Source organism: Nocardia yamanashiensis, assembly GCF_021183565.1.
Classification (GTDB): Bacteria; Actinomycetota; Actinomycetes; order Mycobacteriales; family Mycobacteriaceae; genus Nocardia; species Nocardia yamanashiensis.
In genome coordinates, this window is record NZ_CP089226.1 from 4,331,462 (window position 1) to 4,354,723 (window position 23,262).

Genomic DNA, 23,262 nt, shown 5'->3' on the forward strand with positions numbered 1-23,262 from the left:
GAGACCCCTGACGTAGGATGTAGACGGCCCGTCGTGTGGAAGCTTGCGCCCGCACACCTGGACGGGGGCGTCGATGCCTGGCAGGGGACGAATGCGGGCTCGATGCGGAGAATCAAGGGAGTAGCGGGCAGCGTGATCACCAGACTGACGCCGCAGGACGCGTCGTTCTATCGACTGGAATCGAGCAGTAATCCGATGCACATCGGTTCGCTCGCCATTCTGCGCAATCCCGCCCCGGGCGGGAATTCCGGACACGCGCCCCTGGACTACGAACGGTTGCTCGCGCTCGTCGAGGCGCGGCTGCCACTGGTGCCGCGGTATCGGAACAAGGTGCGCGAGATCCCGTTCGATCTGGGCCGCCCGGTCTGGGTGGACGACGCGAACTTCGACATCACCTATCACATCCGGCGTTCGGCGCTGCCCGCTCCGGGCACCGACGATCAATTGCTGGACCTGGTCGCGCGGCTGGCGTCGCGGCCGCTGGACAACACCCGCCCGCTCTGGGAGATGTACTTCGTCGAGGGGCTCTCCGGCGGGCGCTGCGCCATCTTCACCAAGACGCATTCGGCGCTGGTGGACGGCGATTCCGCGCTGGAGATCGGGCACGTGATCCTGGACACCTCGGCCGCGCCCCGCGAGGTGGCCGACGACGCCTGGATGCCGCATCGGGAACCGGCCGACGTGGAACTGCTGATCGGCGCGATCCTGCACCTGGCCACCCAGCCGCGTGAGGCCCTGGACGTGGCGCGGCATCACAGCGCGGAGGCGTTCGCGCTGATCGACGCCACCGGCAAGGCGGTCCGCAAGATGGTGTCGATGCTGCGGGCCGCCGCGCTCGGCGCACCGGACAGCCCGCTGAACATCCGCACCTCGCGCAATCGCCGCTTCGAGGTGGTGCGCACGGATCTGGAGGACTACCGCAAGATCCGCAAACGCTTCGACTGCTCCATCAACGACGTCATCCTGGCGGTGGTCACCGGCGCGCTGCGGAACTGGTTGCTCTCGCGTGGCCAGGTCCTCACCGAGGCCGACGCGCTGCGGGCCATCGTGCCCATGTCGGTGTACGCGGACGGGCCCAACGGGGAGCTGAAACCGGCCGGCGAGGTGACCTCGCTGGTGGTGGATCTGCCTGTGGGCGAGCCGAATCCGGTGATCCGCATGTCGCACATCAAGCACGCCACCGAGGCGCACGTGCGGCATCAGCGCGGGGTGCGGGCGCGCACCCTGGTGCACATGGCCGGATTCGCTCCGGCGAGCCTGCATGCCATGAGCGTGCGGTCTGCGAGTACTTTTGCAGAGCACACGTTCAATCTGGTGATCACCAACGCGCCGGGTCCGCAGCAGCCCATGTACATCGGCGGCGCGCGGATGCTGGAGATGTACCCGGTGTCGCCATTGCTGCGCTTTCAAGCTCTGAGCATCGGGCTCACGTCCTATGACGGGCGAGTCTTCTACGGGCTCAACGCCGATCGCGACGCCATGGCCGATATCGCGGTGCTGACCGCTTCGGTGCACGAGTCGATGGAGGAGATGCTCGGTGCCTGCGTCCAGTGAGTCGTCCGCCAAGCTGCGGGTCTATGTCCCGGCCACCGTCCCGATGCTGCGGGAGCTGGTCGCGGACCGGGAGATCCAGGCGATCGGGAACACCGCGTTCGCGGTGACGCCGGCGCTGCGCGAGGCGTACGCCTCCGGGGACGACGAGGAACTCGCCGAGGTCGCGATGGCCGAGGCCGCGCGGGCCTCGCTGCGGCTGCTGGCCGAGGAGCAGGCCTCGGCGGATCTGGGCGGCGAGGACGCCGGGGACGCGGCGGCACCCGCACAGGGGCCGATCTTCCGGCGCGCGGTCATCGCCGCCGATGTCACCGGCGCGACCCTGCGCCCGGATCTCGACGACGCGGTGGTGAAGCTGGCCGGGCCGATCGCCTACGACCGCATCGCCTCGGTGCACGTGGATCTGGCCGAGGCCGAATCCGAGGTGTCCAAGGCGGTCGAGATCATCGACGCCGCCGATCTGGGCGATCCGGACGCCGAGTTCGTGCTCGGCGACGCCGAGGACCACCAGCTGGCCTGGTACGCCACCCAGGAACTCCCGTTCCTGCTGGACCTGCTCTGAAGGTCTTTCCTGTCCGGTCGCAGCGCCGTAACCTACGGTAGCGTAACCTTGCTGTGACCACCGGCGGCGACGACGCCCACGGATGGTTCAGGTCGCGCTCACCAGCGCACACGACGACAGGAAAGCATTCCAGAACATGGCATCGAAAAGTGGGGGCTTCTCCGTGCGAGGGCTGCGGGAATGGCTCGAGGCCCCGGTGGCCGACGGCGGTTCGACCGCGGGCCGCACACCGCTGGACACGCTGCGCGGCGCCGCGGCGCGGATCACCACTCCGCTGTTGCCGGACGACTATCTGCATCTGGTGAACCCGCTGTGGTCGGCGCGCGAGTTGCGCGGCCGGATCGTGGAGGTGCGCAAGGAGACCACCGACTCGGCCACCCTGGTGATCAAGCCGGGCTGGGGCTTCGACTTCAAGTTCGCGCCCGGCCAGTACATCGGCATCGGCGTGCTGGTGGACGGCCGCTGGCACTGGCGCTCGTATTCGCTGACCTGCCCGCCGGATTGGACCGATCCCGGGCACAAGGGCAAGCGGCTCATCTCCATCGCGGTGAAGGCGATGCCGGAGGGTTTCCTGTCCAGCCACCTGGTCAGCGGGGTTCCGGTGGGCGCCATCGTGCGCCTGGCCGCGCCGGCCGGCGGGTTCGTACTGCCGGAGCCGCCCCCGGCCAAGGTGCTGTTCCTGACCGCGGGTTCGGGCATCACGCCGGTGATGGCCATGCTGCGCACCATGGATCGCCGCGACGGCGTCCCGGATGTCATGCACGTGCACTCCGCGCGCACCCCGGACGATGTCATGTTCGGCGACGAACTGCGCGAAATGCACGACAAGCACCCGAGTTTCACCGCCCACCTGCATCTCACCGGCGAGAACGGCAAGTTCGCGCTGGGCGATCTGGACGAGGTGGTACCGGATTGGCGCGAGCGCGAGACCTGGGCCTGCGGTCCGCTGGGCATGCTCGACGAGATCGAGAAGCATTGGGCGGCTGCGGGTATCGAGAACAAGCTGCATGTGGAGCGGTTCGAGATCGAACGCAACGCCAGCGGCGAGGGCGGCAAGGTCACCTTCGCCAAGACCGGCCGCACCGTCGAGGTGGACGGCGCGACCACGCTGCTACAGGCCGGTGAAGGCGCCGGCGTGCAGATGCCGTTCGGCTGCCGGATGGGCATCTGCCAGACCTGTGTGGTGACCATCACCGACGGTCATGTGCGCGATCTGCGCAACGGTAACGAGAAGCGGGCGGGCGAAAAAGTGCAGACCTGCATTTCGGCCGCGGCGGGCGACTGCACCCTCGAGGTGTGACGCGCGGACCGACTGCGGACGAAGGGCCCGGGAACAGCTACCCTCGATAGCAGTCGAGCCTGACGCGGCTCCGTTCGTGCCTCCACGGGAGGCGCCGGAGCCGCGGACCCGCGCAGCGGTGTGAGGCGGATAAACCCACGGAAGGATTTGCCGGTGGCCATCACCGACATCAAAGCGTTCAGCCATCTCTCGGCGTCGGACATCGAGGCCCTCGGCCATGAACTCGATGCCATCCGCCGCGACGTGGAACTGTCGCTCGGTGCGCGCGATGCCAAGTACATCCGCCGCACCATTGCCGCGCAACGGATTATCGAAGCGGCGGGCCGCGCGACCCTCTTCGCGTCCAGGAAGCGCTGGGCCTGGCTCACCGGCACCGCGCTGCTCTCGGTCGCCAAGATCATCGAGAACATGGAGCTCGGGCACAACATCAGCCACGGGCAATGGGATTGGATGAACGATCCCGAAATCCACTCCACCACCTGGGAATGGGATCAGACCGGCACTTCCGAGCAGTGGAAGGCCGCCCACAACTACTCGCATCACATGTACACCAACATCCTCGACATGGACGAGGATCTGGGTTTCGGCATTCTGCGCATGACCCGCGACGAGGAATGGCGGCCCATCAATCTGGCGCAGCCGTTCGCGAATCTGATCCTGGCGGCGCTGTTCGAGTGGGGCATCGCGCTGCATGACCTGTCGGCGCAGAAGCAGCAGCTGGGCATCGACCCCAAGCAGATCTTCTCCGAGCCGAACAAGGCGTTCTGGCGTAAAGCGGGCAAGCAGGTCGCCAAGGATTTCGTCATCTATCCGGCGCTCACCGGTCCGGCCTGGAAGTCCACGCTCAAGGCCAATGCCACCGCGAACCTGGTCCGCAATCTGTGGGCCTACGCGGTCATCTTCTGCGGGCATTTCCCGGACGGCGCGGAGAAGTTCACGGTCGATCAGTTCGAGAACGAGACGCAGGGCGAGTGGTACCTGCGCCAGATGCTGGGCAGCGCGAATTTCGATTCCGGACCGGCCATGGCGTTCATGAGCGGCAATCTCAGCTACCAGATCGAACACCACATGTTCCCGGACCTGCCGTCGAACCGGTATGCCGAGGTCTCGGTGAAGGTGCGTGAACTGTGCGAGAAGTACGACCTGCCGTACACCACCGGTTCGCTGCTCAAGCAATACCTGTTGGCGTTCCGCACCATTCACAAGCTCGCGCTGCCGGACAGCTGGCTCAAGGCGACTTCGGACAATGCGCCGGAAACATCCTCCGAACGCAAGTTCGCGGGCGTCACTTTGCCTTCGCTGCCCTCGCTGAACAGTGAATGGCTGGCCGAACATCAGCCGCAGTGGAGCGTGGATCCGGTGACCGGGCAGCGCCGCGGGCTGCGCTCGGCCATGCAGGAAGCCAAGATCGTGCTCAAGGAGAAGGCCCTGCACGAGCAGCAGGTATTGCGCGAAGCCAAGATCTCGTTGCAGGAAAAGGCAAGGGCGGAAAAGGAACTGCTGCGTTCGAAGGCGGAGCCGCTGCGCACCGAAGCCAAGCGGCGCTGGTCGCTCTCGGGTAAGCTGCGCCGCAAGCGCTAGCAGATACAGATTTCGAACGCAATGCGGCGTTCGACACGCTAGGGATTCAATCGTCCGTAACCTACGGAGCCGTAACCTACGGTACTGTAAGTTGCATGGCGATCTCGGATGTCAAGGAATACGCACACCTCACCCCGGAAGATGTCGAAGCTATCGGCGCGGAACTCGATTCGATTCGCCGTGAGGTGGAATCCATTCGGGGTGAAAAGGATGCGGCCTACATCCGCAAGGTGATCCGCATCCAGCGCGGCCTCGAAATCGGCGGCCGCGCGGTGCTTTTCGCGAGCCTGTTCCCGCCGGCCTGGCTGGCCGGCACCGCTATGCTCGGCGCGGCCAAGATCATCGAGAATATGGAGATCGGCCACAACGTCATGCACGGCCAGTGGGACTGGATGAACGATCCGGAAATCCACTCCACCAAATGGGAATGGGACAACGCCGGTCCCTCCGAGCACTGGAAGATCACCCACAACTTCCTGCACCACAAGTACACCAATGTGCTGGGCATGGACGACGATATCGGCTACGGCCTGCTGCGCGTCACCCGCGATCAGCGCTGGAGCCCGTTCTACCTGGGCCAGCCGGTGTACAACCTGCTGCTGCAGATGTTCTTCGAATACGGCGTCGCCATTCAGCATCTGGAGCTCGGCAAGGTCGCCAAGAAGAAGTGGGCGCCGGGCACCCCCGAACGCATCCAGTTCGAGGAGGACCGCAATCTGGTGCTCAAGAAGATCGGCAAGCAGGCCGCCAAGGACTACCTGATCTTCCCGCTGCTCACCGGCCCCGCCTTCTTCGGCACCCTGACCGCCAACCTGACCGCCAATGTCATCCGCAATGTGTGGACCAACGCGGTCATCTTCTGCGGCCATTTCCCCGACGGCGCCGAGAAATTCACCAAGGCCGATATCGACGGCGAGACCCAGGGCGAGTGGTATCTGCGCCAGATGCTGGGCTCGGCCAATATCTCCGGCGGCCCGCTGCTGCACTTCATGACCGGCAACCTCTCGCACCAGATCGAGCACCACCTGTTCCCCGATCTGCCGTCGAATCATCTGGCGTCCATCGCCGTTCGGGTGCGCGCGCTGTGCGACAAGTACGACCTGCCGTACACGACCGGTTCGCTGCCGGTGCAGTACGCCAAGTCGTGGCGCACCATCATGAAGCTGTCGCTGCCGAACAAGTACCTTTCGCGCAGCACCGACGATGCCCCGGAAACCAAGTCCGAGAAGGTGTTCGGCGGCGCCCCGACCATCGACGCCATGACCGGCCGCCGCCGCGGGCTGCGCACCGCGCTGAAGGAAGGCCGTCGTCGGCTGTCCCGCCGTCAGGACCACGCGCTGGCGGGCTGAATATCCGCCCGCGATCGTGCTGATCGCCGCTGGCACCGAGCGCGCCCCCGCCGATATGGCGGGGGCGCGCTCTGGTTCACTGGGGGCGTGCTTTCCGAAGGTCCTATTGCCGAATCCGAATGTCTGAGCGTCTACGACGCGATCCGATTGCGGCGCGATGTGCGCGCCGAATTCACCGGTGAAGTCGTGGACGATCACACGCTGATGCGGATTCTGGAAGCGGCGCACCGGGCCCCGAGCGTCGGCAATTCCATGCCGTGGGATTTCGTCATGGTGCGTAATCCGGACACGCTGGGCAAGTTCGCCCAACACGTCGCGGACAAGCGGCGCGAATTCCAGGAATCACTCCCGGACGATCGCGCCGAGACCTTCAACCCGATCAAGATCGAAGGAATTGTCGAGTCCGGCACCGGCATCGTGGTGACCCACAGCCAATCGCGCGGCGGCACCCACGTACTCGGCCGCGCCACCATCCCAGAAACCGGCATCTACTCGACCATTCTGGCGATCCAGAACCTGTGGCTGGCCGCCACCGCCGAGGGCGTCGGCGTCGGCTGGGTCAGCTTCTACGACACCCCGTTCCTCACCGAACTCCTCGACCTCCCCGCCGACGTGCGACCGGTGGCCTGGCTCTGCGTCGGCCCGGTCCGCGAATTCCAGACCGTTCCCGACCTGGAACGCTTCGGCTGGCGCAACCGCCGCCCCCTCGAGGCCGCGATCCACTGGGAACGATTCGGCTCCGCGGAACTCGCCCCCGAATAGCCGAAACCCCGACCCGCACCAGCGGATCGGGGTCGGATCACTAACGAATTCAGTGCTGTGGAGCAGTGGCGTAACCGACGCCCGCCCCGATGGCAGCGCCCGCACCGGCTCCGATCAGCGCCCCGCCAGCCGCGCCGACCGCGACCGGAATGGCCTCGCCCGCAGCGAATCCCAGTGCACCGCCGACGACGGTGCCGACGCCGAGGCCCGCTGCCTCACCGGCGGCCGCGCCACCGACCGCACCGGGCACCGCTCCGACCCCGGCTCCGGCCGCAGCGCCCGCGGCGGCTCCCGCCGCGCCGCCGGTCGCGGGACCGACCACGCTGCCGATCCCGTCGCCGATGGCCGCGCCGACCACCGCGCCGGTAATGCCCAGCGGCAGGCCGACGACGCCACCCGCGACACCGCCGGCCACGCCGCCCGCGACCGCGCCGACACCGGCGCCGACGGCAGCGCCCTGGCCCATGCGGTCGAGAGTGTCGACCGGGATTCCGGTGGCGGGATCGCGCGGCACGTCGGCAGCCGGGTCGGCGACCACGGCGGGGGCCGGGTCGGAAGTGACTGCGGCGGAGGCGGATCCGGCTCCGGTGAGCGCGACCGCAGCCGCGACGGGCAGAGCGATGATGGCCGAGTAGGCGACCTTACGAACAAACATGGCTTGACCAGCTTCTTTGTCGACTTCCAGGTTCGACTTCCACGCTATGCCCAACTGGTCAAGCGCCCAAGTGTGGCGGATTCGGTAAACGCCGTGATCCGCGAGACAAAATGAGCGCGCTCCACGACCGGATCGCCCGGTCGAGCCGATGCCGGCGACCCCGAAATGCTCCGTCGGTCACATGTGACGCAGGAGTCGTGACATCCCGATCATGGCGGGTAAGCCACCCACGGGTCGCCCCACGTCTAGGAAGTCGACCCTGACCTCTCCGGGCCGGCCCGACGCGTTCATCTCGGGTAGCGGCACCGCACCAAGCCGCGGGATCTCCTGTGTCGCACCGGCGTCCGGGGACCCGCACGTCCGGCGGCGCGCAGAAGCTGCGCGATGCGAAGTAATCCCGTGCGGGGTGAACGTCAGTAGCGGTGTCCGACTACCCGCACATCTTCGAGGGTGACCTCCGGGTCGCCCGATCCGGCGCGGCCGGTGATCATGATGGTGCCCGCGAATTCGTCGCCCGTGCTGACCTCGCGCATCTTCGGGCCGACCAGTTCGGCGCGTGCGCCGTTCAAGGTGTAGAACTCCGTGGGGCCGCCGGTGATGAACGCCAGAGTCCAGGTGGCGGCGTCGGAATAGACCAGGCCGTGTACCTGGTAGCGCTCACCGGCGTGTGCGCGGTAGTCCTGCAGTACCACCTTCATCTGGTCCTGCGGCGCCGAATCCGCTGCCGCCACACCGGCTCCGGCGAATCCGCATATGGTCGTGGCCACGGCGATCGCCGCGGCGACGGCGCTCCTGCCCGCCATCTCGCACCAACTCCCTCATCGGTTGATGCTCTTGGAATAACTCCGGCCCACCCGATCGAAACCGAATGGGCCGAAATTTTCCCGATCGAGACAGCGGCGTACCGGCCGCCGCGGCGCAATTCGGCCGACGGTCAGACCCGTTCCAGCACCGCCGACGCGCCGATGCCACCGGCCGCGCAGATGCCGAGCAGCGCGGTGGATTTGCCGGTGCGGGCGAGTTCGTTGGCCATGGTGGTGACCATGCGCGCACCGGTCGCGCCGAAAGGATGGCCGAGCGAGACCGAACCGCCGTGCACGTTCAGGATTTCCGGGTCGATCTCGCCGACGGCGGTATCGCGGTCGAGGCGGGTCTTGGCCCAGTCGGCGCTGGCCAGGGCCGACACGACCGAGAGCGTCTGCGCCGCGAAGGCCTCGTGGATATCGACGAAATCGATGTCGGCCAAGGACATTCCGGCCTTGTCGAGCGCGCGCGGCATGGAGATGGCGGGGCCGATGAGCACCTGATCGCGCGGGTCGACGCTGACGAAACTCCAGGAGCGGAAGGCCGCGAGGGGTTCGTAACCGAGCGCGCGCGCCTTCTCCTCGCTCATCAGCAGCACGGCCGACGCGCCGTCGGTGAGCGGGCTGGCATTGCCGGCGGTGACGGTGCCCGGTTCGGCGAAAACCGGTGGCAGCTTGGCCAATTTCGCCATGCTGGTGTCCTTGCGGACCAGGCCGTCGCGGGTGACGCGGGTGCCGTCGGGGGTGGTGACGGTCAGGACTTCGGAGTCGAAGCGCCCGGATTCGATGGCCGCCGCGGCGCGGTGATGCGAGATGACCGCGAACCGGTCCTGCGCGGCGCGGCCGATATTGTGAATGCGCGCCATCTTCTCGGCGGACTCCCCCATCACCTCGCCGGTGGTGCGCTCGGCGATCTTCGGCCGCTTGGGCAGCAGATCGAAGAACGGCGCGAGCTGGGTCGCGGCCGTGAGGTAATCCTTCGGCTTGGGCTTGCCCAGAGCCAGCGGCGCGGCGGCGTGAATGATCTTCTGCGGCAGCTTCACCTCCGCGTTGGAGACCGAATCACTGCCGCCGGCGATCATCACGTCGTATTCGCCGCGCTCGATGGCGGCCGCCGCCGACACCACCGCCTGCAATCCGGACGCGCAGGCGCGGGTCACGGTGTACCCCTCGCAGCCGGGATCCAGGCCGAGGTCGAGCGCGATCTCGCGGGCGATGTTCGGCGCGGCGGCCGGCAGGATCACCCCGCCCCACACGATGGATTGCACGGCCGCACCGGGCAGTCCGGTGCGTTCGAGCAGCCCCCGCACGGCCGCATCGGCCAGGTCGATGGAGTCCATCCGGGTGTAGTCGGTGAAGGCGCGCACGAAGGGGGTACGCGCTCCGGCGACGATGACGGCACGATTCTTACTCACCAGTCATGTGTAACTGATACAGGATGTAACAGCAAGTGTGACGGGCGACAGAGTCAGACGACCGGGGCTCTGAAAAAGCCCCGGTCGGAAATGGGTTCAGCGCGTTCTGACTACGCGAGCCGGATGAGGCCGTAGTCGAAGGCGTGGCGACGATAGACGACCGACGGTCGGTCGGTCTCCTTGTCCATGAACATGAAGAAATCGTGACCGACCAGCTCCATTTGGTAGAGAGCGTCGTCGATCGTCATGGGGATCGCCGGGTGCGTCTTGGTGCGCACCACATGGCCGGGACCGGCTTCGTCCTGTTCATCGGCCCCGTGATCGTGGGCCGAGGCCCCGTTCGAGGCGGCGAACAGGGAGTCGTCGATGAGTCCGGCCGTCGCTTCGGCGACCGAGATCGGCGTCTTGTCGCCGTGATGCACGCGGCGGCGGTCCTTGAGGCGACGCAACCGGCCTTCCAGGCGTTCCACCGCGAGTTCGAGCGCGGCGTAGAAACTGTCCGCACAGGCTTCGGCACGGACAACGGGGCCCTTGCCGCGTGCGGTGATCTCTATCCGCTGGCAGTTCTTGCGCTGACGACGGTTGCGTTCGTGGGTGAGTTCCACGTCGAAGAGATAGATGGTGGGGTCGAAGCGCTCCAAACGAGAGAGCTTGTCCGCCACATGGATTCGGAAATGATCGGGCACTCCACCCTCACCGAGGGTTCGTCCCTTGACCACGACATCGGCACTGGTTGCCCGACCGGATTGCTCGTCGGGAATGAATTCGTCATCCAGCAGCGCGGTGTCTGCGTTCTTCGCTGAAGGTCGTGAAGTAGTCGTCACGCGTACCTCCCGGATCTGGCCGCACAAGCCACTCGTGCGGCGGGATTGAAACGTGTGCCGATCGACTGACTCGCTCGGCACATATGGTCCGAGGCGCCACCTCCAAACTTGCGGTTCGGGTGTCTGATCGCGACGGTAGTACGTCAGCGACCTGTCCGCCAGTGTTCACGCAAATATCGAATAATCAAGCGGAACACGTAACCAGCACGGCACGCACCGGAACTCCGGCGGTAACCAGCGCGCGGGTGGATTCGGACACCGTCGTACCGGTGGTCAGCACGTCATCGACCAGGACTACCTCGGCATTTGCCGGAAAACCGGCGGAATCCGGCCGGGTGGGAGCTACGATGATCCGCCCGCGCAGATTGTGCTGGCGATCGCTCTCCCCGAGCCCCGCCGAGTCCCGCACACCGGCCCCGGAACCCAACATGCGTACCAATCGGCAATCCGGCAGCCAACTCGCGGCGACGGCCGCCGCGCGCACCACCGGGTCACCGCCGCGCCGGCGCGCGGCCGCCGCCCGGCTGGGCGCGGGGACCAGTATCAGCGGCCGCGTGGCGTCCCGCAAATAATCCAGCCCCCTGGCCAGCGCCGCCCCCAAAGGGGCCGCCAGGTCCGTGCGGCGATGCTCCTTGGCGGCCAGCACGGCGCGCCGCGGCGCACCCCGGTAGGGCGCCAGCGCCCAGCATGGCACCCCGGGATCGGCGCGCGGGCGGACGCGCACGGGCGGGCCGGACAGGGCGGCGGAACACCCTGCGCACCACGCGGTTCCGGACCGCCCGCAACCCCCGCAGGCGCGCGGCAGGATCAGCTCCAGCAGCTCCCCCATGCCCTCCAGTGTGCGCCTAGCCGGGCAGCACCGGAATGGCATTGGCGCCCAGACCCGGAACTTCGCGCCAGAAGTATTCGCCGCCTTCGGGATTGCGGGTCAGTTCCAGCACCGCGCGCGAGTCGGCCACGTATTCGTGATCGGGCGCGGCGCTGACCACCCGCACCGGCGGGGTCAGGTTCTGGGTGCTCTGCGGCTGGAATCCGGAGCCGTCGACCAGCACGGTGGCGACCGGATCCACATTGCCCTCGCGGCCGACGATCACCTTCTCGTCGTTCTGCCAGTCCAGCGTGACCGCCGACGTGCTCAACCCGACCGCCAGCGGCAGCGGCGAGGTGAGCGCGTACTTGCCGCCGCCCTGCGGGGTCACCACGGCCACGTACACCTTGCCGTTGGCGATGAGCGCGGCGCGCGCCCCGGACGGCGAGATGCGCAGTTCGGTGATCGGCCCGCGCGGGGCGCTGGCGGCGCTGGCGCCGGAAGCGGCCGGGGGCGTGGTCAATTCGCCGATGGTCACCTCCTGCACCGACACATTGCCGGTGGCCCGGTCGTGCACGGCCCGGATCACCTTGTCGCCGTCCTGCACGGTCCAGGCCGAGCCGCCGTCGGCGGGCCAGGACGGGCGGGTGAAGGTGCCGGCGGTGGCCACCGGGAAGCCCTGGCCGTCATAGGTGCCGATGACCAGGGTGCGCTCGGGTTCGGGTGCGGGACGGCCGGATCCGGCGACGGCGGCCACCAACTGCCCGTCCGGTGACAGTGCCACCGATTGCAGGCCGTGCGTGCTGCCGAAGAAGCCGGGCGCGGCGGTGATGCCGTTCTCGGTGACCGCGACCAGCGAGCCGTCGCGCACCGCGTGCAGTCCGACACGATTGCGCGCCACCGCGTCCGGGCTCATGGCCTCCACGTCGGCGGGATTCCAGCCGATGGTGGCGTAGCGCTCGTCCAGGGGTTTGCCGTCGGCAAGCAGGAAGTACGGTCCGATCACCTCGGCGCCGGCCAGGGTCAGCACGGTCTGGGTGGCCAAGAGCTCCTTGGCTTTCGGATCCAGATTGGACGCCCCGGCGAAATCGATCTGCACGCCGCCCGCGCCGACGCCGACATTGTCGGTCTCGCCATTGGGTTTGCTGACCGGGCCGCGCAGGGTGACGCCGCCGGAGAGCGGATTGCGCACCGCGGCGGTGAGCGCGTTCTGCGGGCCGTCGGCCAGCATGCCCATCAGTTTCTGGGCGAGCTGGTCCTTGCGCGCGGAGATCCAGCGCAGGTCCGGAACCATGGCCGCGCCCGCGACATTCGGGAAGAACAGCGAATAGCGTTTGTAGGACTTGGCGAACGCGGTCTGCTCGACGATGACGCCCGGCGGCAGTTCGTCGACCCGCCACTCGCCGTCCACTTTGACCAGTTCGACCTTTTGCTCGAGGGTGCCTTCCGAGGCCCTGTACGAGCTGTCAGCGGCCAATTCGCCTATCTTGCGGGCTCGGATCACATAGGTGGCGGTATCGGCCGTACGGGACTCACGGAGCGTGTCCGGGCGATCGACGATGGTGGTCCCGGCCGCGTCGTCCCAGCGGATATTGGCCGAGGGCGAGAGGAATTGCCGGGCCGCCTGATGCCGATTGGTGGGATCGGCGGTCGCCTGCAGGAAGTCCCGCAGCAGCTGATCGGGTTCCCGTCCGGAGATGGGCGGGGTGGGACCGGCGCTGGTGGGTTGCCGGTCCAGCGTGCCCAGCGCCTGCGGGGCGGACGAATCCGGCAGGCTGGCACAGGCGGTGAGCCCCACCAGGCAGGCGAGGGCCACGAGCGCCCGGGCCAGGCGCGGGGAGCGTGCGCTCATGGTTTGCCGTCCGTGGCGTCGGCGGCCGCGCCGTCCGGAGCGCCGGCGGTGTCGCCCGCAGCGGGATCGTCGGCGGCGCCGTCGGTGACGGCGCGAGCCGAATCGTGCTGCGGATCAGCGCCGGCCGCGTCGGCGACGGGTCGCGGGGCGGTTCCGGCACCGGCCGGGTCCGCGAGCACGGCGCCGGGCGCGGGGAATTCCGCGTCGATCACGACGGGTTCGGCGGCGGGGTTCTGCGGATCGGCCGGACCTGGTTCGGTGATCACGCCGCCCGCGGGGAGGGTGGCGAATCCCGTGGTGGCGGGGGCGGAATCGGCTTCGGCGGTGTCCGGCTGGGCCGGCACGGCCTCGAGGGCGAGGGTCTCCTCCAGGGGCCGCTTCTTCGGCGGTTCCAGCGAGAGCGGGCTGGGCCCGAGCTTCTTGCCGCGCACCAGCGGCAGGGTGAGCCGGAAGCAGGCGCCGACGCCGAGTTCACCCCAGGCCTCGAGTTTGCCCTCGTGCAGGTTGGCGTCCTCGACGCTGATGGACAGGCCGAGCCCGGTGCCGCCGGAGCGCCGCATGCGCGACGGGTCGGAGCGCCAGAACCGGTTGAACACCAGCTTCTCTTCGCCGGGCCGCAGGCCCACGCCTTGATCGCGCACCACGATCGCGACGGCATTGGCGTCGCCGTCACCGCGCATGCGCATCAGCACCGGTTTGCCCTCGCTGTGGTCGATGGCATTGGCGAGCAGGTTGCGCAGCACGCGTTCCACGCGGAGCGGATCCACTTCCGCCACCAGCGGTTCCTCGGGCATGTCGACCACCAGCTCGACGCCGGATTCCTTGGCCAGATGCCGGACGGTGGACACGGCGGCCCGCGCGCACATGCGCACATCCAGCGATTCCACCTGCAGCTCGGCCACACCCGCGTCGTGGCGGCTGATTTCGAGCAGGTCGTTGAGCAGGCCCTCGAACCGGTCGAGTTCGTTGACGAGCAGTTCGGCGGAGCGCGCCAGCGCCGGATCCAGGTCGTCGCTGGAGCCGTGGATGAGGTCGGCCGCCATACGCACCGTGGTCAACGGCGTGCGCAGCTCGTGGCTGACGTCGGAGGTGAAGCGGCGCTGCAGATTTCCGAACTCCTCGAGTTGGGTGATCTGGTTGGACAGACTCTCGGCCATCTCGTTGAACGACATGGCCAGCCTGGCCATGTCGTCCTCGCCGCGCACCAGCATGCGCTCTTTGAGGCGTCCGTCGGCGAAACGACTCGCGATGCGCGCGGCGGATCGGATGGGCAGCACGACCTGTCGCGTGACGAGCGCGGTGATGGCGGCCAGCAGCACCAGCAGCACGATGCCGCCGATGAGCATGGTGCCGCGCATGAGGCTGAGGCTGTTCTGCTCGTTGGTGAGCGGGAAGATCAGGTAGATCTCCAGCGTGGGGATGTCGGCGGCGGGCGATCCGATGATCAGCGCCGAACCGCGGTACCCATCCGGATCGGAGACCGTGGCGAATTGATAGCTGACCTGTCGTTCCTGCACGAAATGGCGCAGTTCCGCGGGGATTTCCTGGATCGGGCCGGCGTTCAGCTCGGACTGCGAATCGCCGATCATGGCCAGCGCCGAGTCGTAACTGCCTGCCGCGCCGCCGGATTGGGAGCCGCCGCCCCCGGCCAGGGCGCGGCGGGCATCCTCCAAGCGGGCGAGCTGGGTGCTCGAGTCGTGCACGCCGGTCAGCGTGGCCTGCACCGTGTTTCGCGCACGGCCCATCTCCTCGACGGCCGCGTTGATCTTCGCGTCCAACAACCGGTCGGTGATCTGACTCGTGAGCACGACTCCGAGAATCGTGATCACGATCAGCGACAGGGTGAGCGTGGACACGACGACGCGCAATTGCAGCGAACGCCGCCAGACGTGGCCCAGTTGTTCTCCGACATTGCGGAACCAGGCCACCACTACCGCCAGCCACCGCTGAACGCGGTTTCTGGAACCAGCGATCACGGCGGTCCGGCCTTGTAGCCCACACCTCGCACGGTCAGCACGATCTCAGGGTTCTCCGGATCCTTCTCCACCTTGGCGCGCAACCGCTGTACGTGCACATTGACCAGGCGGGTGTCGGCGGCATGCCGGTAACCCCAGACCTGTTCCAGGAGCACTTCGCGGGTGAACACCTGGCGCGGCTTGCGGGCAAGCGCGACCAGCAGATCGAATTCCAAAGGAGTCAGCGAGATCTGCTGACCGCCGCGAGTCACCTTGTGCGCGGGCACATCGATGACGATGTCGGCGATGGAGAGCAGTTCCTGCGGCTCCTCCTCGGTGCGGCGCAGGCGGGCCCGCACGCGAGCAACGAGTTCCTTCGGCTTGAACGGCTTGACGATGTAATCGTCTGCGCCCGACTCCAACCCCAGGACGACGTCGACCGTATCGGTCTTCGCCGTCAGCATCACGATCGGCACTCCCGAGTCGGCTCGCAGCACCCGGCACACGTCGATGCCGTTCATGCCGGGCAGCATGAGATCCAGCAACACGAGATCCGGACGCAGCTCCCGGACCGCGGTCAGCGCCTGCGTGCCGTCACCGACGACGTGAGGGTCGAAACCCTCACCGCGCAAGACGATCGTGAGCATCTCCGCGAGAGCCATATCGTCGTCGACGACCAGAATCTTCGGCTTCATAACTACTATGTTGTCACCTTCCGCGCTCCGATCGGGCCGCCACGCCAACACTCGTGACCTGTCGGCGCACATCCAACCCTATCCAGCAACATTTTCCGCGAGCCGCGCCGCCAGTGTTGCCGGATCGTCACCGCTCCGATGCACCCACCACGGTCCAAACCAGTTGATTTCGGCCAGCTCACGATAGACGTTTCCGGTCCGCCGTTGCAGCCCTCCGTCTTTCTCGTAGGCGTCGAGTGCGCGAGTCGCGTCGGCTTCACCCCGCAGCCGGGCGCGTTCCTCCGCCACATCGACCGGGACATCCAGGAGAATCTGGACATCCGGGACGGGCAGGGCGAACCTTTCGAACTCCAATTGGCCGATCCAGGCGACGGTTTCGCCGCGCGCGTCCTGCTCGGTGCGGGCGGCGGAGTAGGCGGCATTGGATGCCACGTACCGGTCCAGCAGCACAATGTCATTGTCCGCCAGCAGTTTCGCCAATTCGTCGCGGGCGCCGGCGCGGTCGAGCGCGAACAGCAGCGCCATGGCGTTGACCGACTGGGCGGTATCTCCATGGCCACCGCGCAGCGCCTCGGCCGCGAGGTCGGCGTGCACCGACGCGCCGTAGCGCGGGAAGGCGAGCGTCGCGACCCGCAGCCCGCGTGCGGTGAGCGTGGCCACCACGGCATCGGTCAGCGTGCGCTTGCCCGCGCCGTCCAGACCCTCGATGACCACCAACGCACCCATGTCCGCGAGGGTACCTAACGATCGTGGTCGAGCGGCGCTGGGAGGCGGTTTGCGCCGAACATCCGGATTTTAAGTGGCTGAATGATTGCTATAGTCCCGCCCATGACTTCCCTAGGCGTCAAGTCAGTGCAGCTCAAGCGCGCTTTTGCCATCTTCGGAGCAGCGATAGCGGCAGTCGGTTTGGCCGCCTGCGGCAGCTCGGACGACAAGGGTTCGGCCACCACCAGCGCCACCGCCGCCGCGGACGCGACCCGCAAGTTCGATCTGCAAGCCCATCGCGGCGGGCGCGGCATGACCATCGAGGAGTCGCTGCCCGGTTTCGCCAAGGCCATCGAACTGGGGGTCACCACCCTCGAACTCGATATCGTCCTCACCAAGGACAAGGTGCCGCTCATCTGGCACGACCCGGCCATCAAGGCCGAGAAGTGCACGGATACCGCCCCCGCCTTCCCCGACGATCCGCAGTACCCCTATGTCGGCAAACTGGTCCACGATCTGAACTTCGATCAGATCCACACCCTCGACTGCGGCAGGAAGCTGGCCGATTTCCCCGAAGCGCAGGAACTCCCGGGCAACAAGATCGCCAAGCTGCCGGAGCTCTTCGATCTGGTGAAGACCTACCCCGGCGCTTTCGAAGCTCTCCGCTACAACATCGAAACGAAGATCGAAGGCGAGAAGCCCGAACAATCCGCCACCCCCGAGGAATTCGTGGACGTCATCCTCGGCGCGGTCCACGACGCCGGCGCCACCGACAAGGTCGAAATCCAATCCTTCGACTGGCGCAGCCTGCCCTTGGTGAAGGCCCGCGATGCTTCCATCCCCACCGTCGCCCTCTACGACGACTCCACCTTCAAACCGAACAGCCCCTGGCTCCAGCCCATTCGCTACGAGAACCACGTGAACGACCCCCTGGGCGCGATCAAGGCCCTGGGCGCGGACATCTCCTCCCCCAGCTACGTGAACCCGTGGAACAGCGAAGCCAAGTCCGGCGACCCCGGCTTCAAACTCACCACCACCGCCGAATACGTCACCAAGGCACACGATCTCGGCATCAAGGTGATTCCATGGACCGTCAACGACAAGGCGACGATCGGCCTGGTCCTGGATCAGGGCGTGGACGGCATCATCACCGACTACCCGAACCGAGCCCGAGAAGTAATGCAGGAGAAGGGCTATCCCCTCCCACCCGCATTCCACAAGTGACGCACCGGAATTCCCGGTAGCACGACAACCTTCACAATCCTCGAAAACGGGCCGGTCGCAATGAGCGACCGGCCCGTCCCCTTACCCGGGGGCCTATTTTACGCAAATGTCGATGACAGGCAGCCAAGTCCCACCCGTCAAAGTGCAAATAGCGGCATTGATCAACTGACTGGCACTAGACCCCGTCCCCGCGGACCCGGACGGCCCATTCCCCGACAACGAGTCCAGCGACCCCGTACTACCACCCGCAACCGGCGCAGCGGGCTCGAGCGCAACCGGAGCCGCCGAAGCGGTACCCGCAGTGGCGATAGCAGCGGAAACAGCGAACGCGGCCAGGGTCGCCCGCGAGAACTTGCGGGTCACAGCACTTTTCGACATGCACGGCACCCTACAAGAGTTGAACACGTAGCGTTTCAGAATCGCCGATCACTTTTCTCGCCGGGAGCCGCGCCGCGTTCGCTGCGAAATGTGCGGCGATAAGCGTCCGGGGGTACGCCGAGCGTGCGATTGAAATGCCGGCGCAGAGTCGTGGCGGTGCCCATACCGGTCGCCAGTGCGATCGCATCGACGCTGCGATCGGTGGTCTCCAGCATTTCCTGAGCGCGCTGAATGCGCTGGGTCAGCAGCCATCGCAACGGTGTCGTACCGGTGGTGGCGTGGAAATGCCGGGCGAGCGTGCGGGTGCTCATATTGGCGTGCCGCGCCATGTCTTCAACGGTGATCGGTTGATCGAGCCGGCGCATCACCCACGGGAACACCTCGACGAGCGGATGCGCGGGGCGCGGGGCGGGCATCGGCGTTCTGATGAATTGCGCTTGCCCGCCCGCACGATGCGGCGGCACCACCAAGCCGCGCGCCACGGCATTGGCGACCGTGGTGCCGTGGTCGAGGCGCACCAGATGCAGGCACAGATCCATCGCGGCGGCCTTGCCCGCGGACGTCAGCACCCGGCCCTCGTCGATGTACAGGACGTTCGCGTCGATCTCCACCCGCGGAAACCGGGCGGCCAGCGCCGGGGCGTGCAGCCAATGCGTGGTGGCGCGCCGGCCGTCGAGCAGGCCCGCGCAGGCCAGCACGAACGCGCCCGTGCACAGTGACACGATCCGCGCGCCCGCGTCATAGGCCGCCCGCACGGCGTTCAGCAGTTCGGCGGGCGGATCCGATTCCACATCGGCCCAGCCCGGGAGGATCACGGTATCGGCGTGGACGAGGTGGTCGTAGCCGTGATCGGGTTCGATCCGGAACCGATTCTCGACGCGGGCGCCGGTCGGACCGCACACGCTGAACTCGTACCAGGGGTCCACCAGTTCGGACCGATCGACTCCGAAAACCTCGCAAGCCGCAGCGAGTTCGAAATGCAGAACGCCTTCGGTCACGACCAGAGCCACACTCTTCATGTCCGAAACTGTACGTACCGCGGCATTTACGACACTCACACTGGTCGGTCGCCTTTCGGCAGCATCGCTTCCATGGAACAGCCAACCACCAGCCCGGATCGCCGCGGCATCCTCATCTCGGGCGGCAGCATTGCCGGACTGACACTCGCCTACTGGCTGCGCCGCTACGGATTCGACGTGACCGTGGTCGAACGCGCCCCCGCCCCGCGTCCCGGCGGCCAGGCCGTGGATCTGCGTGGCGTCGCCAAGCAGGTAGCCGAGCGCATGGGCGTACTGCCCGCCATCGAACGCGCACGGGTGCGCGAACGCGGCCTGGCCTACGTCGACGCGTCCGGGAAACGCTCGGCGGCCATGCCCGCGGAGCTGTTCGACGGCGAGGGCGCGGTCGCCGAGATCGAGATCCTGCGCGGCGATCTGACCGACATCCTCTACGCGGCAGCACGCTCCGGCGTCGAGTACCTGTTCGGCGACACCGTCACCGCACTACGTGAAACCAGGGACGGCATCGCGGTCTCCTTCCAGCACAACCCATCCCGCGTCTTCGACCTGGTCATCGGAGCCGATGGCCTGCACTCGAACGTGCGCAGGCTGGCCTTCGGACCCGAATCCGAGTTCGTCCACCATCTCGGCGCCTACCTGGCCTACTTCACCGTCCCGGTGGACGGGCTGGAACTCGACGACTGGTTCCTGATGCACAACGCTCCGGGCGGCCTGCTCGCCGCCATCCGCCCGGAGAGCCCGTCGGCCGCCAAGGCGATGTTCGGTTTCAAAGCGGCGGAACTGGTCTACGACCGCCACGACATCGCCGGGCAGCAGCGGATTCTCTCCGAGCGGTTCGCCGAAACAGGCTGGCACACACCGCGACTGCTCGCAGCCATGCACCAGGCCCCGGACTTCTTCTTCGACACCATCAGCCAGACCAGGATGGATCGATGGTCACACGGGCGAGTGGCCCTGGTCGGTGACGCCGGCTACTGCGGTTCGCCGCTTTCCGGCAACGGCACCGCGATGGCCATGGTCGGCGCATACGTCTTGGCAGGCGAGCTCGCGCACGCCCGCAACGACCACGCCACGGCGTTCACCCGATACCAGGAAGTGCTGCGCCCCTACGTAACCGAATGCCAGCAGCTCCCACCCGGCGGCGTCAACGGCTTCCTCCCCGCCGGCCGGGCCGCCATCACCGTGCGCAACCTGTCGGTCCGCCTCATGACCTCCAAGCCCTTCCGCGGCCTGATGGCCAAATCCCTCCAGAAGGCCGACGCCATCACCCTCCCGAACTACCGCGAATCATCCGCCCACACCAACTCGAGGAACTGAAATGACCGTCCTGGTACTGGGTGCCACCGGCAAAACCGGCAGGCCCGTAGTCGACGCCCTGCGCGCCCGCGGCGTGAAAGTACGTGCCGCAAGCCGCAATCCAGCCCCCACGGCAGACGGCGTGGAAGCGATCCACTTCGACTGGGCCGACCGAACCACCTGGCCCTCCGTCCTCACCGGCGTCCACGCCATGTACGTGATCGGCCCCTACGCCGAGCCGAACCCCACCGCCCTCTTCGACGAATTCCTATCCGCCGCAACCCAGGTCAACCGAATAGTCCTCCTCTCGGTCCTGGGCGCCGACCGCCTCCCCGCCGTAGTCCCCATGGCCGACTGGGAATCAAGCCTCCGCGCTACCGGCAAACAGTGGACCATCCTGCGGCCCAACTGGTTTCAGCAAAACTTCGGCGAAGGCGCCTTCACCGAAACCCTCCGCGCCGGGTCCCCCCTTCAACTCCCCGCCGCCGACGCCGCCCTGGCATTCATCGACACCCGCGACATCGCCGAAGTAGCCGCCATCGCCCTCACCGAAGAACCCCACACCGACGAACTCCACACCCTCACCGGCCCAACAGCCCTCACCCACACCCAAGCCCTCGAAATCCTCGGCAAAGCCGCCAACCGCCCCCTGACCTACCTCCCCCTGACCCCCCACGACTTCGCCCAGCAACTACGCACAGCCGGCCTCCCCGAAACCCCCATCATCTGGCAACTAGGCCTGTTCACCCTCATCCGCAACGGCGAAAACGCCCTCGTTACCGACACCGTCGAACGCATCACCGGCCACCCACCCCGCCCCCTCGAAAGCTATGCCCGCGAGCATGCCGACGCGTGGCAGGCGCCACATCCCACTCCGCCGCGGTGACTCCGATAAGCGGTTGTACCGCAGGATGATTCGCGAGATCCCGTAGCCACCCGCGATCTTGGTGACCATAGACCAGACGGGCCGGTCGCATGAGCGACCGGCCCGTTCAGCTTGGGTTACAAGCGGATTCGCTCAGTAGCGGTAGTGCTCCGGCTTGTAGGGGCCCTCCACGTCCACGCCGATGTATTCGGCCTGGTCCTTGGTGAGCTTGGTGAGGGTGCCGCCGAGGGCTTCCACGTGGATGCGGGCGACCTTTTCGTCGAGGTGCTTGGGGAGGCGGTAGACCTCGTTGTCGTATTCCTGGGGCTTGGTCCAGAGTTCGATCTGGGCGATCACCTGGTTGGAGAAGGAGTTCGACATGACGAAGGAGGGGTGGCCGGTCGCGTTGCCGAGGTTGAGGAGGCGGCCCTCGGACAGGACGATGATGGAGCGGCCGGAGTCCGGGAACGTCCAGAGGTCGACCTGGGGCTTGATGTTCAGGCGCGTTGCGCCGGAGCGCTCCAGGGCCGCCATGTCGATCTCGTTGTCGAAGTGGCCGATATTGCCGAGGATGGCCTGGCCCTTCATCGCCTTCATGTGATCGAGGGTGATGATGTCCTTGTTGCCGGTCGAGGTGACGACGATGTCGGCGTCGGCGATGGCCTGCTCGACCGTCACGACGTCGAAGCCGTCCATCAGGGCCTGGAGGGCGTTGATGGGGTCGATCTCGGTGACCTGGACGCGGGCGCCCTGGCCCTTCAGGGATTCGGCGCAGCCCTTGCCGACGTCGCCGTAGCCGCAGATCAGCACCTTCTTGCCGCCGATCAGGACGTCGGTGCCGCGGTTGATGCCGTCGACCAGGGAGTGGCGGGTGCCGTACTTGTTGTCGAACTTGGACTTGGTGACCGAGTCGTTGACATTGATTGCGGGGAAGGACAATTCGCCGGCGGCGGCGAACTGGTACAGGCGCAGGACGCCGGTGGTGGTCTCCTCCGTGACGCCCTTGACGCTCTCGGCGATCTTGCCCCACTTGCCCTTGTCGGCTTCGAGGCTGGCGCGCAACAGGTTCAGGAAGACCTTGTACTCGGCGGAGTGGGTCTCGTCCTCGGGCGGAACGACGCCGGCCTTCTCGAACTGGGCGCCGCGCAGGACGAGCATGGTGGCGTCGCCGCCGTCGTCCAGGATCATGTTGGCGGGTTCGCCCGGCCAGGTGAGCATCTGCTCGGCGGCCCACCAGTACTCCTCCAGGGTCTCGCCCTTCCAGGCGAAGACGGGAGTGCCCTTGGGCTCGTCGACGGTGCCGTGCGGGCCGACGACGACCGCGGCGGCGGCGTGGTCCTGGGTGGAGAAGATATTGCAGGAGGCCCAGCGGACTTCCGCGCCGAGCGCGGTGAGGGTCTCGATGAGGACGGCGGTCTGCACGGTCATGTGCAGGGAGCCGGAAATGCGCGCGCCCTTGAGGGGCTGTACCTCGTGGTATTCGCGGCGGAGCGCCATCAAGCCGGGCATCTCGTGCTCGGCGAGGCGAATCTCCTTGCGGCCGAACTCGGCCTCGGACAGGTCCGCCACCTTGAAGTCGATCCCATTGCGGACGTCAGCGGTCATCATGCTGGACACTGCGGTCGTCATCTGCCTCTCCTGGTCGGCTTGCTTGCCCTAAAGG

At 67.1% G+C, this 23,262-nt stretch carries 20 protein-coding genes; 9 read left to right on the top strand and 11 right to left on the bottom strand.

The features are described from left to right. The first annotated feature begins 132 nt into the window (after nt 1-132). The 6 genes from LTV02_RS20535 to bluB all read left to right on the top strand — a co-directional run bounded on the left by LTV02_RS20535 (nt 133) and on the right by bluB (nt 7,105). Nucleotides 133-1,554, top strand: coding sequence for a WS/DGAT/MGAT family O-acyltransferase (locus LTV02_RS20535; protein ID WP_233032988.1), 1,422 nt, complete (start codon nt 133-135; stop codon nt 1,552-1,554). 43 nt (nt 1,555-1,597) lie between these two features. Further along, nucleotides 1,598-2,113, top strand: coding sequence for a DUF6912 family protein (locus LTV02_RS20540; protein ID WP_174567234.1), 516 nt, complete (start codon nt 1,598-1,600; stop codon nt 2,111-2,113). Nucleotides 2,114-2,249: 136 nt separating this feature from the next. Continuing rightward, a complete protein-coding gene (locus tag LTV02_RS20545) occupies nt 2,250-3,413 on the top strand; it encodes a ferredoxin reductase (protein WP_233032990.1) in 1,164 nt (387 codons plus the stop codon). A gap of 153 nt (nt 3,414-3,566) precedes the next feature. Further along, the gene (locus LTV02_RS20550) at nt 3,567-4,994 is read left to right on the top strand and encodes a fatty acid desaturase family protein (protein ID WP_233032992.1); all 1,428 of its coding nucleotides are present in this window, start codon (nt 3,567-3,569) and stop codon (nt 4,992-4,994) included. A gap of 95 nt (nt 4,995-5,089) precedes the next feature. Beyond that, nucleotides 5,090-6,343, top strand: coding sequence for a fatty acid desaturase family protein (locus tag LTV02_RS20555; protein ID WP_067720326.1), 1,254 nt, complete (start codon nt 5,090-5,092; stop codon nt 6,341-6,343). A gap of 123 nt (nt 6,344-6,466) precedes the next feature. Next, nucleotides 6,467-7,105: a 5,6-dimethylbenzimidazole synthase gene (gene bluB, locus LTV02_RS20560; RefSeq protein ID WP_233041635.1), complete on the top strand. Its 639-nt coding sequence runs from the start codon at nt 6,467-6,469 to the stop codon at nt 7,103-7,105. Nucleotides 7,106-7,154: 49 nt separating this feature from the next. Here bluB and LTV02_RS20565 read toward each other — a convergent pair whose 3' ends face one another. The 9 genes from LTV02_RS20565 to LTV02_RS20605 all read right to left on the bottom strand — a co-directional run bounded on the left by LTV02_RS20565 (nt 7,155) and on the right by LTV02_RS20605 (nt 16,838). Continuing rightward, nucleotides 7,155-7,760 carry a hypothetical protein gene (locus LTV02_RS20565; protein ID WP_233032994.1) on the bottom strand — a complete coding sequence of 202 codons (606 nt, stop codon included), beginning with the start codon at nt 7,758-7,760 and terminating at the stop codon, nt 7,155-7,157. A gap of 413 nt (nt 7,761-8,173) precedes the next feature. Further along, nucleotides 8,174-8,563: a hypothetical protein gene (locus LTV02_RS20570; protein ID WP_233032996.1), complete on the bottom strand. Its 390-nt coding sequence runs from the start codon at nt 8,561-8,563 to the stop codon at nt 8,174-8,176. A 131-nt stretch (nt 8,564-8,694) separates the two neighbouring features. Then, on the bottom strand, nt 8,695-9,930 hold the full coding sequence (locus LTV02_RS20575) for an acetyl-CoA C-acyltransferase (protein ID WP_233041636.1): 1,236 nt from the start codon (nt 9,928-9,930) through the stop codon (nt 8,695-8,697). Between the two features lie 158 nt (nt 9,931-10,088). Continuing rightward, entirely contained in the window at nt 10,089-10,757 is a 669-nt protein-coding gene (gene hpf / locus LTV02_RS20580; RefSeq protein WP_233041637.1) for a ribosome hibernation-promoting factor, HPF/YfiA family, read from the bottom strand. Nucleotides 10,758-10,986: 229 nt separating this feature from the next. After that, nucleotides 10,987-11,631: a ComF family protein gene (locus tag LTV02_RS20585; protein WP_233032998.1), complete on the bottom strand. Its 645-nt coding sequence runs from the start codon at nt 11,629-11,631 to the stop codon at nt 10,987-10,989. Nucleotides 11,632-11,647: 16 nt separating this feature from the next. Beyond that, the gene (gene lpqB, locus LTV02_RS20590; RefSeq protein ID WP_233033000.1) at nt 11,648-13,462 is read right to left on the bottom strand and encodes an MtrAB system accessory lipoprotein LpqB; all 1,815 of its coding nucleotides are present in this window, start codon (nt 13,460-13,462) and stop codon (nt 11,648-11,650) included. Then, nucleotides 13,459-15,438 carry an MtrAB system histidine kinase MtrB gene (gene mtrB, locus LTV02_RS20595; RefSeq protein WP_269821542.1) on the bottom strand — a complete coding sequence of 660 codons (1,980 nt, stop codon included), beginning with the start codon at nt 15,436-15,438 and terminating at the stop codon, nt 13,459-13,461. Before mtrB ends, lpqB begins: the two co-directional genes overlap by 4 nt. Continuing rightward, nucleotides 15,435-16,112, bottom strand: coding sequence for an MtrAB system response regulator MtrA (mtrA, locus tag LTV02_RS20600; RefSeq protein WP_029931579.1), 678 nt, complete (start codon nt 16,110-16,112; stop codon nt 15,435-15,437). Before mtrA ends, mtrB begins: the two co-directional genes overlap by 4 nt. Before the next feature lie 78 nt (nt 16,113-16,190). Beyond that, nucleotides 16,191-16,838: a dTMP kinase gene (locus LTV02_RS20605; protein ID WP_067720312.1), complete on the bottom strand. Its 648-nt coding sequence runs from the start codon at nt 16,836-16,838 to the stop codon at nt 16,191-16,193. A 102-nt stretch (nt 16,839-16,940) separates the two neighbouring features. On the opposite strand from LTV02_RS20605, the gene LTV02_RS20610 reads away from it, so the two are divergent. Then, on the top strand, nt 16,941-18,041 hold the full coding sequence (locus LTV02_RS20610) for a glycerophosphodiester phosphodiesterase (protein WP_233033003.1): 1,101 nt from the start codon (nt 16,941-16,943) through the stop codon (nt 18,039-18,041). A 413-nt stretch (nt 18,042-18,454) separates the two neighbouring features. Here the strand turns inward: LTV02_RS20610 and LTV02_RS20615 are convergent, their stop codons facing one another. Next, complete coding sequence (locus LTV02_RS20615; protein ID WP_233033005.1) at nt 18,455-19,438, bottom strand: GlxA family transcriptional regulator; 984 nt, start codon at nt 19,436-19,438, stop codon at nt 18,455-18,457. Nucleotides 19,439-19,510: 72 nt separating this feature from the next. Here LTV02_RS20615 and LTV02_RS20620 point away from each other — a divergent pair, with 72 nt between their 5' ends. Continuing rightward, on the top strand, nt 19,511-20,755 hold the full coding sequence (locus LTV02_RS20620) for an FAD-dependent monooxygenase (RefSeq protein WP_233033007.1): 1,245 nt from the start codon (nt 19,511-19,513) through the stop codon (nt 20,753-20,755). A 1-nt stretch (nt 20,756) separates the two neighbouring features. Continuing rightward, the gene (locus tag LTV02_RS20625) at nt 20,757-21,620 is read left to right on the top strand and encodes an NmrA family NAD(P)-binding protein (protein ID WP_233033009.1); all 864 of its coding nucleotides are present in this window, start codon (nt 20,757-20,759) and stop codon (nt 21,618-21,620) included. Nucleotides 21,621-21,752: 132 nt separating this feature from the next. On the opposite strand, the gene ahcY is transcribed toward LTV02_RS20625, so the two are convergent. Beyond that, nucleotides 21,753-23,228 (bottom strand): adenosylhomocysteinase, encoded by a 1,476-nt coding sequence (gene ahcY / locus LTV02_RS20630; RefSeq protein ID WP_233033010.1) that lies wholly within the window; start codon nt 23,226-23,228, stop codon nt 21,753-21,755. Nucleotides 23,229-23,262: the final 34 nt, after the last annotated feature.

Excerpts from the sequence above, each read along its gene's own strand:
- LTV02_RS20540 (WP_174567234.1), top strand. The coding sequence starts at position 1,598 with ATGCTGCGGGAGCTGGTCGCGGACCGGGAGATCCAGGCGATCGGGAAC.
- LTV02_RS20545 (WP_233032990.1), top strand. The coding sequence starts at position 2,250 with ATGGCATCGAAAAGTGGGGGCTTCTCCGTGCGAGGGCTGCGGGAATGG.
- LTV02_RS20555 (WP_067720326.1), top strand. The coding sequence starts at position 5,090 with ATGGCGATCTCGGATGTCAAGGAATACGCACACCTCACCCCGGAAGAT.
- LTV02_RS20565 (WP_233032994.1), bottom strand. The coding sequence starts at position 7,760 with ATGTTTGTTCGTAAGGTCGCCTACTCGGCCATCATCGCTCTGCCCGTC.
- LTV02_RS20570 (WP_233032996.1), bottom strand. The coding sequence starts at position 8,563 with ATGGCGGGCAGGAGCGCCGTCGCCGCGGCGATCGCCGTGGCCACGACC.
- LTV02_RS20585 (WP_233032998.1), bottom strand. The coding sequence starts at position 11,631 with ATGGGGGAGCTGCTGGAGCTGATCCTGCCGCGCGCCTGCGGGGGTTGC.
- lpqB (WP_233033000.1), bottom strand. The coding sequence starts at position 13,462 with ATGAGCGCACGCTCCCCGCGCCTGGCCCGGGCGCTCGTGGCCCTCGCC.
- mtrA (WP_029931579.1), bottom strand. The coding sequence starts at position 16,112 with ATGAAGCCGAAGATTCTGGTCGTCGACGACGATATGGCTCTCGCGGAG.
- LTV02_RS20605 (WP_067720312.1), bottom strand. The coding sequence starts at position 16,838 with ATGGGTGCGTTGGTGGTCATCGAGGGTCTGGACGGCGCGGGCAAGCGC.
- LTV02_RS20610 (WP_233033003.1), top strand. The coding sequence starts at position 16,941 with ATGACTTCCCTAGGCGTCAAGTCAGTGCAGCTCAAGCGCGCTTTTGCC.
- LTV02_RS20615 (WP_233033005.1), bottom strand. The coding sequence starts at position 19,438 with ATGAAGAGTGTGGCTCTGGTCGTGACCGAAGGCGTTCTGCATTTCGAA.
- LTV02_RS20620 (WP_233033007.1), top strand. The coding sequence starts at position 19,511 with ATGGAACAGCCAACCACCAGCCCGGATCGCCGCGGCATCCTCATCTCG.
- LTV02_RS20625 (WP_233033009.1), top strand. The coding sequence starts at position 20,757 with ATGACCGTCCTGGTACTGGGTGCCACCGGCAAAACCGGCAGGCCCGTA.
- ahcY (WP_233033010.1), bottom strand. The coding sequence starts at position 23,228 with ATGACGACCGCAGTGTCCAGCATGATGACCGCTGACGTCCGCAATGGG.